At 62.5% G+C, this 11,745-nt stretch carries 10 protein-coding genes; 3 read left to right on the top strand and 7 right to left on the bottom strand.

Annotated elements, in window-relative coordinates; genetic code table 11:
- Nucleotides 1-96: 96 nt before the first annotated feature.
- Together ACYASU_RS02205 and ACYASU_RS02210 are read right to left on the bottom strand one after the other, a co-directional pair.
- Entirely contained in the window at nt 97-1,371 is a 1,275-nt protein-coding gene (locus ACYASU_RS02205; RefSeq protein WP_463581790.1) for a glucarate dehydratase family protein, read from the bottom strand.
- 31 nt (nt 1,372-1,402) lie between these two features.
- The gene (locus ACYASU_RS02210) at nt 1,403-2,689 is read right to left on the bottom strand and encodes an MFS transporter (RefSeq protein WP_463581833.1); all 1,287 of its coding nucleotides are present in this window, start codon (nt 2,687-2,689) and stop codon (nt 1,403-1,405) included.
- A gap of 238 nt (nt 2,690-2,927) precedes the next feature.
- On the opposite strand from ACYASU_RS02210, the gene ACYASU_RS02215 reads away from it, so the two are divergent.
- Nucleotides 2,928-3,827 (top strand): LysR family transcriptional regulator, encoded by a 900-nt coding sequence (locus ACYASU_RS02215; protein WP_463581791.1) that lies wholly within the window; start codon nt 2,928-2,930, stop codon nt 3,825-3,827.
- Nucleotides 3,828-4,168: 341 nt separating this feature from the next.
- On the opposite strand, the gene ACYASU_RS02220 is transcribed toward ACYASU_RS02215, so the two are convergent.
- A complete protein-coding gene (locus ACYASU_RS02220; protein WP_463581792.1) occupies nt 4,169-5,458 on the bottom strand; it encodes an MFS transporter in 1,290 nt (429 codons plus the stop codon).
- Nucleotides 5,459-5,796: 338 nt separating this feature from the next.
- Here ACYASU_RS02220 and uxuA point away from each other — a divergent pair, with 338 nt between their 5' ends.
- Nucleotides 5,797-6,840 (top strand): mannonate dehydratase, encoded by a 1,044-nt coding sequence (gene uxuA, locus ACYASU_RS02225; RefSeq protein WP_192173671.1) that lies wholly within the window; start codon nt 5,797-5,799, stop codon nt 6,838-6,840.
- A 43-nt stretch (nt 6,841-6,883) separates the two neighbouring features.
- Here uxuA and ACYASU_RS02230 read toward each other — a convergent pair whose 3' ends face one another.
- The 3 genes from ACYASU_RS02230 to ACYASU_RS02240 all read right to left on the bottom strand — a co-directional run bounded on the left by ACYASU_RS02230 (nt 6,884) and on the right by ACYASU_RS02240 (nt 10,095).
- Nucleotides 6,884-7,591 carry a FadR/GntR family transcriptional regulator gene (locus ACYASU_RS02230; RefSeq protein ID WP_192173670.1) on the bottom strand — a complete coding sequence of 236 codons (708 nt, stop codon included), beginning with the start codon at nt 7,589-7,591 and terminating at the stop codon, nt 6,884-6,886.
- Nucleotides 7,592-7,942: 351 nt separating this feature from the next.
- Nucleotides 7,943-9,073 carry a mannitol dehydrogenase family protein gene (locus tag ACYASU_RS02235; RefSeq protein WP_463581793.1) on the bottom strand — a complete coding sequence of 377 codons (1,131 nt, stop codon included), beginning with the start codon at nt 9,071-9,073 and terminating at the stop codon, nt 7,943-7,945.
- Nucleotides 9,074-9,084: 11 nt separating this feature from the next.
- Nucleotides 9,085-10,095: a zinc-binding alcohol dehydrogenase family protein gene (locus ACYASU_RS02240; protein ID WP_463581794.1), complete on the bottom strand. Its 1,011-nt coding sequence runs from the start codon at nt 10,093-10,095 to the stop codon at nt 9,085-9,087.
- Between the two features lie 301 nt (nt 10,096-10,396).
- Between ACYASU_RS02240 and ACYASU_RS02245 the strand changes: the two genes are divergently transcribed.
- Nucleotides 10,397-10,798 carry a hypothetical protein gene (locus ACYASU_RS02245; protein WP_463581795.1) on the top strand — a complete coding sequence of 134 codons (402 nt, stop codon included), beginning with the start codon at nt 10,397-10,399 and terminating at the stop codon, nt 10,796-10,798.
- Between the two features lie 54 nt (nt 10,799-10,852).
- Here the strand turns inward: ACYASU_RS02245 and ACYASU_RS02250 are convergent, their stop codons facing one another.
- Nucleotides 10,853-11,704, bottom strand: coding sequence for an urea carboxylase-associated family protein (locus ACYASU_RS02250; RefSeq protein ID WP_463581796.1), 852 nt, complete (start codon nt 11,702-11,704; stop codon nt 10,853-10,855).
- Nucleotides 11,705-11,745 lie beyond the last annotated feature (41 nt).

Genomic DNA, 11,745 nt, shown 5'->3' on the forward strand with positions numbered 1-11,745 from the left:
GAAGGATCTTCGGACTGAATGGTATTTGTGGGAGCGAGCTTGCTCGCGAATGCGGTATCCCAAACGGCGCCGTTCGTGCAGCCCCACCCCCCAACCTCAATACCTCGGCTTCACCGCCTTCCACTCCGGTTTGTATTTCTGCATTTGCCGCACATCATCCCGCTGGCGAATTCCGCACGTCAGGAATTGGTCATTGAGTTTGCCCAGCTGGTCGTAGTCCAGTTCAAGCCCCAACCCAGGTTCGCGGGTGAGGTGGACGCACCCGTCGATGATGGGCAGTTTGCCGCCTTTGATGACTTCTTCGTCCGGTTCTTGCCACGGGTAGTGGGTGTCGCAGGCGAAGTCGAGGTTGGGGACGGCGGCGGCGACGTGGGTCATGGCCATGAGGCTGATGCCCAGGTGGGAGTTGGAGTGCATGGAGACGCCGAGGCCGAAGGTGTCGCACATTTTTGCCAGCGCCTGGGTGTCGCGCAGGCCACCCCAGTAATGGTGGTCGGCGAGGACGATCTGCACGCTGTTCAGCGCGACGCTGCGGCGGAATTCGTCGAAGTCGGTGACGACCATGTTGGTCGCCAGCGGCATGCCGGTGCGTGTATGCAGTTCGGCCATGCCTTCCAGCCCCGGCGTCGGGTCTTCGTAGTATTGCAGGTCATCGCCGAGCAGTTCGGCCATGCGGATCGAGGTTTCCAGCGACCAGTTGCCGTTGGGGTCGATGCGCAGTGGGTAGCCCGGGAAGGCCTTTTTCAACGCTTTGATGCAGGACACTTCGTGTTCCGGGTCCAGGGCGCCGGCTTTGAGTTTGATGCTTTTGAAGCCGTAGGCTTCGATCATCCGCCGCGCCTGGGCGACGATCTGCTCTTCGCTCAGCGCTTCACCCCAGCTGTCGGGCGCGTAGGGCGAATCGGCGTGCTGGGCGTATTTGAAGAACAGGTACGCACTGAACGGCACGCGGTCGCGAACGGCACCGCCCAGCAGGTCAACCAATGGCAGATTCATGGAACGTGCCTGCACATCCAGAAACGCCACTTCAAACGCCGAATAGGCATTGCTCACCGCTTTGCTGGCATGGGAACCCGGCGCCAATTCGGCACCCGCTACCGAAGTGGGTTTGTTCGCCGCCACCGTCGCTTTGACCACCGCCCGCAGCTGGTTGAGGTTGAACGGGTCCATGCCGATCAACTGGCTCTGCAACTGCTGCTGGATCGCCAGGGCCGGGGCATCGCCGTAGCTTTCTCCCAGGCCGAGGTAGCCGTTGTCGGTTTCGACTTCGATGATCGAGCGCAGGGCGAAGGGCTCGTGGATGCCGCTGGCGTTGAGCAACGGCGGATCGCGGAAGGCAATCGGGGTGACGGTGACGCGTGTGATTTTCAAATGACTTCTCCCGGTCAATCAGGGTGTGAGGCTAGGGTTTGACGCTGGACGGTGAGCTGAGCGACGCGGCTGCTTGCAGTGGCGCAGCGTCTTCAAGCTTTGGGCGGTGTGGGTCGCCTTTCGGTGTGGTACGGGCGAAAAAGATCACCACGGCCGCCACCAATGAGGTGAGTGCCAGGCCGTACATGCCGCCTTGAATGGAGCCGGTTTTCTGCTCCAGAAAGCCGAACGCGGTGGGCGCCACGAAGCCGCCGAGGTTGCCGATCGAGTTGATCAGCGCGATCACCGCCGCTGCGATGCGCGCGTCCAGATAGCCTTGGGGAATCGGCCAGAACAGCGCCGAAGCCGCCTTGAAACCGATGGCCGCGAAGCAGATGGCGACGAAGGCGAAGATCGGCCCGCCGACGGTGGACATGAACATCCCGCACGCGGCAATCACGAGGGTGACCGCGACCCACGCCTGTTGGTGCTTGAAGCGGGCCGCCAGCGCGGCGAAGCCGTACATGGCGATGATCGAGATGATCCACGGAATCGAGTTGAACAGGCCGACTTCGAAATCGCTGAGGCTGCCCATCTTCTTGATCATGCTCGGCAGCCAGAAGGTCGCGCCGTAGATGGTCAGGGCCACGGAAAAGTAGATGAAGCAAAAGAGCATGATCTGCCGGTCGGCGAGCAGCTTGAAGATCGACGGCTTGATCACTTGCGCCGCTTCACGGGCGCGCTGTTCCGCGTCGATGGCGCTGATCAGTGCGCCCTTCTCTTCTTCGCTCAGCCATTTCGCCTCGCGGGGATGGGACTGCAGCCAGAACCAGACAAAGCCGCACAGGGCGATGGAGGCGAAGCCTTCGATGATGAACATCCACTGCCAGCCGTGCAGGTTCATGCCGCTGACGCCGAGCAACGCCCCGGACACCGGCCCGGAAATCACCGAGGCAATGGCCGAGCCGCTGAGGAAGATGGCCATGGCCTTGCCGCGTTCGCTGGAAGGCAGCCACTGGGTGAAGTAATAAATAATGCCGGGGAAGAACCCCGCTTCCGCCGCGCCGAGGATGAAGCGCAGCACATAGAAACTGGTTTCGCCGCGCACGAAGGCCATGGCCATCGCCGCTGCGCCCCAGGTGAACATGATGCGCGTCAGCCAGGCGCGGGCGCCGAAGCGTTGCAGAAGCATGTTCGACGGGACTTCGAACAGCGCGTAGCCGACGAAAAACAGCCCGGCGCCGAGCCCGTAGGCAGCGGCGCCGATGCCCAGGTCGGTTTCCATGTGGCTGCGGACGAAGCCGATGTTGACCCGGTCGATGTAGTTGACGATGAACATGATCACGAACAACGGCAACACATGACGCTTCACTTTCGCGGCCGCGCGGGCCAGAACAGTGGGATCGGCGTTATGAGTGGGTTCACTAATGGGAACGGTGCGGTTCAAGGTGCGACTCCCGGTCTTTGTATTTTTTTTGGGATGAGCGTGGGAAATGCAGGTGATGAGCCGATCATGGACCGCCGCATTGTTCCCGTCTAATCTAGATTGACTGTTGATTGATACCCGGAATAGATCAATGTTCGAGCTTGCCCAGCTACGCTGCTTCACCACCGTCGCCACCGAACTCAATTTCCGGCGGGCTGCCGAACGGCTGAACATGACCCAGCCGCCGCTGAGCCGGCAGATCCAGCTGCTTGAGCATTCGCTGGGGGTTCAGCTGTTCAACCGCAACACCCGCAGCGTCGCCTTGACCGCGGCGGGCCGGGCATTTTTCATCGAAGCCCAGACGCTGCTGGAACGTGCGCATCAGGCGGCCATCGCGGCGCGGCGCTTTGCCGAGGGCGACATCGGCTCGGTGACCATCAGCTTCGTCGGCAGCGCGGTGTACGAGTTTCTGCCACGGGTGATCGCCGAAGCGCGGCAGAACCAGCCCCACGTGAAAATCTCCCTGACCGAGCTCAACACCTACCAGCAACACGAAGCCCTGCGCGCCCGGCGCATCGATCTGGGCATCGTGCGGGCGCCGCTGCTGCAGCCCGGTTATGAGACTGAATGCCTGGTCCGCGAGCCATTCGTGCTGGCGGTGCCCAGCTGTCATCCGCTGGCCAACGCCCGGAGCATCAGCGTGCAGGACCTCGATGCCCAGCCCTTCCTGATGTACTCCCACTCGGCGTACCCGCCGTTCAACGAACTGCTCACCGGCATGTTTCGCTCGGCGCAAGTGGCGCCGGAGTACGTGCAGTGGCTGGGTTCGTCGCTGACCATTCTGGCGCTGGTGAATGCCGGCATGGGCCTGGCGCTGGTGCCCCGCTGCGCCGCCAATGTGGTGTTCAAGGGTGTGACGTTCCGCGACATCGATCTCGGCGAGGGGGTGCAGAGCGAGCTGCACCTGGTCTGGCGCTCGGACAACGACAACCCGGCGTGCCAGATGCTGTTGGAGGCGATTCGCGCGGCGGTGAAAGCCGAAGGGGTGTGAAGCGGATGCGGCCGGGAACGCGTCAATCACACCGCGAACGTGAGGGTGCCTGCGCCGGCCTCTTCCCGGCTAAAGCCGGCCCCACTAAACCATCCGCGTGCATTCAATGGGACTTGCTGGAACGACGACTTGTGGGACCGGCTTCAGCCGGGAAAGCGTCGGTGGTTACACCGCAAAGGTGGCGGTGCCTGCACTGGCCTCTTCCCGGCTAAAGCCGGTCCCACTAAACCACCGCGTGCATTCAATGGGACTGGCTGGAACGCCGACTTGTGGGACCGGCTTTAGCCGGGAATGCGTTAGTGGTCACACCGCAATAGTAATGCCCACATCCGGCCTAACACTCAGGTGCGCTGGGCGACTGCAGATGCATCCAGCGGCGCGGCATCCTCCGGCGTCGTGGAAAACGGCTCGATCTTGCCGACGATGAACAGGTAGCTGAACGCCCCCAGCAGCGCAAACGCCCCGGCGGTGAGCAGCGGCGCGGTGAACGAGCCGTTGCCGATCACCAGCATGAAGCCGGTGAAGGTGGTGATGAAGATGCCGGCGGTGTTCGACGCAAAGTTCTGAATGCCGCCAATCGACGCCACATGGGCCGGGGTCGGCGCGACGTCAGCCGGCAGGCACCAGATGCTCGCGCCGGCAAACGCCAGGCTCGCATAGGCCAGGCTGAAAAAGCCGAGCATCGCGTAGGTGCCATCGACGAACACCGACAGGGAAATGCTCGACGACATCAGCATGCCGCCGACGATGCAGGTCTTGCGCGCAGCGGTCAGGCTCCAGCCACGACGGTACAGCGCGTCGGAGGTGAGTCCGCCGATCCAGCCGCCGACGATGGATGCGATTGCCGGAATGGTGCCGAGCGTTCCGAGGGATTTCAGCGAGAAACCGCGTTCGGTGACCAGGTAGGTGGGGAACCAGGTGATGAAGAAATAGATCACGAAGTTCAGGCAGAAGAAGCCCAGCATCATCCCCCACAGGGTGCGGTGACGAAACAGCGACGCCCATTTCACTTTCGGCCGTGCGGCGAGAGTCGCCGCCTTGCCCGCCTCATGCTGCTCGATGGCCGCAACGGCCTGGGGCTCCTTGTAGATCAGGAACCAGCCCACGACCCAGATCAAACCCACTGCGCCGGTGATGATGAACGACGCGCGCCAGCCCCACAGCTCGATGATCAGCGCCACCAGCGGGATGGACAGCGCCGAGCCGACCCGCGAGCCGCTGTCGAAGATGCTGGTGGCAAAGCCGCGTTCCTTGACGTCGAACCACTGGCTGACGATTTTCGCGCAGGACGGATACGCCCCCGCCTCCCCCACGCCGAGCATCAGCCGGCAACCGAACATCGCCGCCAGGCTCCCGGCCGCCGCCGTGGCCGCCGTGAACAGCGACCACCAGGCCACTGCGAGGGGCAGCGCGATGCGCGCGCCGATCTTGTCGACGAACCAGCCAAACGGCATTTGCATGAGTGCGTAGGTCCAGAAGAAGCCGCTGAGCAGCAGGCCCATTTGCCCTGAGCCCAAATCGAGCTCTTTCTGGATGTAGGGGGCGGCAACCGCGAGGTTGGCCCTGTCGATGTAGTTGATGGCCACCGCGAGGAAGCACAGAAAAATTACCAACCAGCGCCCTTTCTGCATGGCGAGTCCTCCTAATTATTTTTATGAGTAAGACGTCGTTAGAGCTTCGTCTAGCGCCCGGGCCCTGATTCACACGCTGTTTACCGAGGGATAAAGCATCCTTCGGGAATCGCAGAATTGGCCTGACCAAATATCCGAATGCAGCCGATACTAGACCCGCAATCCGGGTTATGGAAATCGAAAAGGCGATTTATTTGCCGATTTATGGCTCGACGGTCGGGATTTGCATAATTTGGCCTGACCAATCTATGCTGCTGCGCACGCCACGCTCCGGCCGGCTTCAATGAAGCACAGGCGGTCTTGAGCGGCCCGCTCCCCATAACAACAAGGACTGCGCAATGAAGATGACCTTCCGTTGGTACGGCGACAGCGATCCCGTCACCCTGCCCTATATTCGTCAGATCCCCGGCATGACCGGCGTGGTCTCCGCCATCTACGACATCCCGGTGGGCGAGGTCTGGCCGCTGGAGAAAATCGCCGCCCTGAAAGCCACGGTGAATGCCCACGGCCTTGAGCTGGAGGTCATCGAGAGCGTGCCGGTCCACGAAGACATCAAGCGTGGCTTGCCTTCCCGCGATCAGTTGATCGACAACTACGGCCAGACCCTGCGCAACCTGGCCGCCTGCGGAATCAAGGTGGTCTGCTACAACTTCATGCCGGTGTTCGACTGGACCCGCTCGACCCTGGCCATGGAGCTGCCGGACGGTTCGACCACCCTGGCGTTCGACGTGGCGGTGATCGAGCAGGCGAATCTCGACAACGGCATCAGCCTGCCCGGCTGGGACGTCAGCTACGAGCCGGAAGTCCTGCGCGCGCTGATCAACGAATACGCGCAGGTCGACGAGGCCACTTTGCGCGAGCGACTGGCGTATTTTCTCGAGCGGATCATTCCGGTGGCGAAAGACGCGGGCATCAAGATGGCCCTGCACCCGGACGACCCGCCGCGCTCAATGTTCGGCATGCCACGGGTGGTGAAGAACCGCGAGGACCTGGCGCACATTCTGGCGATGGTCGATGACCCGGCCAATGGCCTGACGCTGTGTTCAGGCTCCCTCGGCGCCGATCTGGGCAATGACATCCCGTCGCTGGTCCGGGAATTCGGCGGTCAGGGACGCATTCACTTCGCCCATCTGCGCAATGTGAAGGTCAACGAAGCCGGTGATTTCTACGAGACCGCCCACCGCTCGGAAGACGGCTCGCTGGACATGGCGGAGATCGTCAAGGCCTACGTCGAGACCGGCTTCGAGGGTTATTACCGCCCCGACCACGGGCGGATGATCTGGGGTGAAACCGGCAAACCGGGCTACGGCCTGTACGACCGGGCGCTGGGCGCGGTGTACCTGAATGGCTTGTGGGAAGGGATTCGCAAGACCATGGCGTGAGGCTGAGGACCTTTGAACAGCACCGCCTTGCGGCGGGCGACTGTTAACGCAACTCCGCGTCCATCCCGTCCAGCCAGCGCGCTTCGGACCGGCGCAGGTGTTCGCGCATGGCGGTCTGGGCGCCGATCAGGTCGCGGGTCTGCACGGCGTGCAGGATGGCTTCGTGCTCAGCCACCGCCATGGCCCAGGTTTCGCGGGTTTCGGAGTGTTCGCTGACGTGGGCGGTAAGCGGGCTGTACCGCTCTTCGAACAGGGACGTGATGATGCGCACCAAGGTCGAGTTGCCGCTCATTTTCGCCAGGCGCTGATGGAATTTGCGGTCGTCGTCCAGCGCCGGCACGCCTTTGAGCGCACCCTCGCGCATCTTGTCGATGCACCCCTGCAGGTAGCGAAAGTCAGCCTTGCTGCCGTGCAGACAGGCCAGCATCACGCTCTCGCCTTCGATCAACGCCCGGGCCTGCATCAGCTCCGACGGGCTCTCGCCCAGGGTGCGGGTTTTGCCTTTGACGCCCAGCAGGTGCTCACAGACGTAGATGCCGGAACCCATGCGAATCTCGACGCTGCCTTCGATTTCCAGGGCAATCAGGGCTTCGCGCAAGGACGGCCGAGAGACCCCGAGCAACTGCGCCAGATCGCGCTCCGGCGGCAGACGCGCGCCGGGGGCGATGCCATGCTTGCGAATGTGCTCGCGCAATCGGTCGGCGGTGATCTGGTAAAGGCGGCGTTCGGGGGCTGGGCTTGGCGCGGTCATCAATCACGTTCCATCAGGATGCGCCGGAGGATATCACAGGCGTTGGGGCGCCTTGTCAGGTGGCCTTGCGGGCGGTGAGCCACTTCAATTTTGCGGTGTGGCTACCGACGCTTTCCCGGCTAAAGCCGGTCCCACTGTTTAGTGCGCGGCATGATAGTTGATTGTTCCCACGCTCCGCGTGGGAACACACCCCATGACGCTCTGCGTCACCGCCACGGAGGCGAGCTTTAGTGGGACCGGCTTTAGCCGGGAAGAGGCCAGTGCGTTCACCCTCAATTTTGCGTTGTGCCAATTGACGCCTTCCCGGCTGAAGCCGGTCCCACTATGGAATCTCGGGGTGTCAGGTGGGAATCAATCCGCCAGCGCACCCTTGAGCTTCGGCTGTTCCAAATCTGCAATCCCCCGCCCCATCTCCACCACCGGCAAGAACCTGCGGCGTTTCTTCTCATCGTGATTCTGCGCGATGTCGGCAATCCTGTGCTGCAAAAACGGGTTCAAAAAACGATCGCGAACGCTGGCCAGATAATCCTGCGCCTGATCCCCTTGGCCCTTCGCCGCAAATACCGGCAGCACCTCCTGCTCCCAAAGATCCTCCAGGCTCCCGCGCAGCAGCGGGTCGTTCATCGCCTGAAACACGATTTCGTCGGACGGCCTGCCATCTTTCAACCAACGCTCGGCCAGCCAGGTGTGCCCGAGGTTGAGCATGAACAATTTGAACTGCTCGTACTGCTCAAGCTGATCCGTCACTACCACGCAAGGGTGCGTACACGGCAGCACCAGCCCCGGCTGACGCTCAATGGCCCAGATCGCGTACGGCTCGGCGATGGCACCCACTGGCTGAATCGGCTGCGAGACGATGCGATCAACCAACGAATTCGCCCAGCGACAGGTGTCGCGCAGGTAGTGGGCAAACCCGCTATCGATGCCCCACTCCGCCGCCAGCGCAATGATCAGGTCGCGCAGAACATCGCCGTTGCGCGAGACCAACTCACAGGGGAACAGCGACAACGGCGCCTCAGGATTCGCCTGCCAGCGGTCATGGAGCAACACCAGCAATTTGGCCGGAAAACTGCGGGGTGTCGGCGCCTCGGCGGCCAGGCAAGACGCCGTGTCCGCCGCGTCCAGCACGTAGCCTGTGTCGCCGGTGTTGGAGATGACCACCTGCACGTCGTGCCGTATCGCCTGACGAATCAACGCCCAGTCGGGACCGGCTTGCAGCGCGCCGGCAATCGATGTCGACCAATGCTCCTCATCCACCGTGCGACCGTTTTCCGCGCCCTGAATGCGCACCGGATAACCCGTGCCACCGGCCAGCGCCGCAACCCGCTGGGCGCTGTCGGCGCTGCCGGTGGTTTGCACGACGGTGATTCTGCCCAGCGCTTCGCCCTTCTCCAGGGCCTGGGAAATGAACAGGTCAGCATGGGCCTGAAGAAAACGGCTGGTGCCGAACTGCAGAATGGGGGTGAACGGGGTCGCGTGCATGGCCGCGCCTCCTAGCATTCGACGATGGCTTTGACGACCCGCTGGGCAGGGTCGAGCAGCGTGGTGAAGCGTTCGGTCACTTCGCTCAGGGCCATGCGGTGGGTGTTGAGCGCTGCGTCGGGGATCAGGCCGTCGCGCAGGCATTGCTCGACGTAGCGGAAGTCTTCGACGGTGGCGTTGCGGCTGCCCATCAGGGTCGCTTCGCGCTTGTGAAATTCGGGATCGGAGAAGCTGATGGTGTCGCGAACGATGGACACCAGCACGTATTTGCCGCCGTGGGCAATGAACTCGAAACCGCGCTCCATGGCCTTGGCGTTGCCGGTGGCGTCGTACACCACATCGAAAAACTCGCCCTGGGTCAGTTGCTCCAGTTGCTGCTTGTCGTCTGCGCCGATCAGCACGGCCGAATCGATCTGCAGGTGCTGCTTGCAGAACGTCAGGCGGTCCTCGCGGGTGTCGAGCACAGTGACTTTCGCCCCACGCAGGCGGGAGAAAATCGCCACCGCCATGCCGATCGGGCCAGTGCCGACCACCAGGGCTCGCTGGCCGGATTTCACGTCCGAGCGACGCACCGCATGGGCGCCAATGGACAGAAACTCGATCATGGCCGCCTGATCCAGCGTCACGCCGTCAGCCTTGAGTACGAAGCCGTGGGGCAGGCTCAGGTATTCAGTGAACGCGCCGTCGCGGTGGACGCCCAGCACTTGAATGCGCACGCAGCAATTGGTCTTGCCCTGGCGACAGGCGATGCAGTCGCCACAGGACAGGTACGGCATCACATAGACCACGTCGCCGGGCTCAAGGCCACTGCCCGCCTCGCTTTGCTCGACGATGCCGGAGAACTCGTGGCCCATGACCCGGGGGTATTCAAGGAACGGCTGATTGCCGTTGAAGATGTGCAAATCAGTACCGCAAACCCCGACCCGCTTGATGCGAACCAGCGTCTCGCCGGGTGCGCGTTCGGGTTTCGGACGGTCGAGGGCCAGCAGGGAACCGGGTTTTTCGCAGACGACGGTGAGCATCTTCTCTCTCCAGACCAGGCACGCCGGCGTCGCTGAAACGGCCAGAGCCGCAGGTTACCGGGCAGTGATCTTGTTGTTGTGAGGTGGTGAATGGATTCTGGAAGCGCGGGCCGCAGTTGCAGTGGCTTGGGCGGTGACAAGTGCGGCGCTGCAGGAAAAAACTACACAGCCGCCCGACCATTGGCAAGACCAATTAGATAATCAAGCTATTGGCCTTACCAAATTAGCCCTTCAAGTTTTCGGCGCGATTGCCCGTGCCACAGCTATAAATCCCCTCCACCCATGGTTATGATCGGAGCCCATGAATTCCCCATTGCCGATCCGCTCGCCCTGCCCGCCCGGCGCCTGTCAATGCAACCGCGACCGCCTGTTGGAGCTGGAGGGTGCGGACGTGCGCATCCTTCGCCTGACCCGGCAGGAAGAGAAACGCCTGCTCGACCGACTGGAAAATATCGCCAGCCTGGAAGATCTGCAGCGCCTGCAACAGCGGATGTTCGAGCAACTCGGCATCCGCCTGGATATCGCTCCCGGCTTCAATGAAGTGCGCAGCATGCGCGGCATGGTCATCGACATTGCCGAATTGCCCGGCATGTGCCGCAAGACCCGCGCCGCGATCCCTGCGGCCATACGCCGGGGCCTCGAAAAGAACCCCGAAATCGCCTGGCGCCTGCTCAACGCCCACGACTTGTTGCGGGATGCCTGAACGCGGTGACAGGCCCGCAGGGTCAGTCACCGGAAAACCAGCATCCCAACCGCCTTACTTGTCCCAGTCAGCCTTGTCGATCTTCAACCCGTGCAAGCCGTTGTAGGCCGCGCGTTTGGGCTGCTCCCAGCCCTGGAGCAACGCCGCATCAATGTCGTAGATTTCTACGCCCAACGGCCGGCACACGGTCAGCGGATCCTGGGCATCCGGGCCCCACATTGGCAATGAAAGGTCGCCGCCGGGGCACGTCGACAACGCGCAAAGCAGGTCGATTTCGGCGAAGAACTCAAGGTAATCGCCCTGTTTGGCCGGGCAGGCTTTCATGAAATAAAGATCGTCGTGATTCAAGCCGGTGCACTGGAAGATGTTCAGCACGTCGTGCACGTCGAATTCGGTCAGGCCGTGGGGCAACACGGCGCGGGTCAGGTTCGAATGGCAGTGATGGTGAAAGTCTTCGCCGGTGAGCATCTTGTTGACGTAGGGATCGCAGCGGGTGCCGAGCAGGTCATGCAGCCGACCGCCATGTTCGTCGATGCCATAGCTGGCGAGGCTATCGTCGGTGATGGTGACCATCGGCCGCAGGAACGGCAGGTTCGACCACAGACGGTCGTGTGTAGTGACGTGGGCGCCCTGCAATTGCCGGGTGCGCGCGGCCCACATGCGTTCGCGCGGGTCATCGGCGCTCCAGACATTGAAGTCGCCCACTTGCGGGCCCACCGGTGTGGTCACACGGAACACCTGCCCGGCCTTGACCTTCCACGCCCGCCCGGTGCGGATCGGCACTTCGAACTGCTCGACCAGGGTGCGGCTGTCCTGCGCCTCACGGATGCGTTGATAAAACGCCGTGTCGACCTGCAGCGCCGAGCCTTTGCTGACCTGATAAGCAGCGGGATAGTCTTTGAACATGGGTGCTCCTGGCGAGTGATTGACTTCTAAAGGATTTGAGC

This window comes from Pseudomonas sp. HP_12 (assembly GCF_055283955.1).

Excerpts from the sequence above, each read along its gene's own strand:
- ACYASU_RS02210 (WP_463581833.1), bottom strand. The coding sequence starts at position 2,689 with ATGTTCATCGTCAACTACATCGACCGGGTCAACATCGGCTTCGTCCGC.
- uxuA (WP_192173671.1), top strand. The coding sequence starts at position 5,797 with ATGAAGATGACCTTCCGTTGGTACGGCGACAGCGATCCCGTCACCCTG.
- ACYASU_RS02215 (WP_463581791.1), top strand. The coding sequence starts at position 2,928 with ATGTTCGAGCTTGCCCAGCTACGCTGCTTCACCACCGTCGCCACCGAA.
- ACYASU_RS02250 (WP_463581796.1), bottom strand. The coding sequence starts at position 11,704 with ATGTTCAAAGACTATCCCGCTGCTTATCAGGTCAGCAAAGGCTCGGCG.
- ACYASU_RS02245 (WP_463581795.1), top strand. The coding sequence starts at position 10,397 with ATGAATTCCCCATTGCCGATCCGCTCGCCCTGCCCGCCCGGCGCCTGT.
- ACYASU_RS02235 (WP_463581793.1), bottom strand. The coding sequence starts at position 9,073 with ATGCACGCGACCCCGTTCACCCCCATTCTGCAGTTCGGCACCAGCCGT.
- ACYASU_RS02220 (WP_463581792.1), bottom strand. The coding sequence starts at position 5,458 with ATGCAGAAAGGGCGCTGGTTGGTAATTTTTCTGTGCTTCCTCGCGGTG.
- ACYASU_RS02240 (WP_463581794.1), bottom strand. The coding sequence starts at position 10,095 with ATGCTCACCGTCGTCTGCGAAAAACCCGGTTCCCTGCTGGCCCTCGAC.
- ACYASU_RS02230 (WP_192173670.1), bottom strand. The coding sequence starts at position 7,591 with ATGACCGCGCCAAGCCCAGCCCCCGAACGCCGCCTTTACCAGATCACC.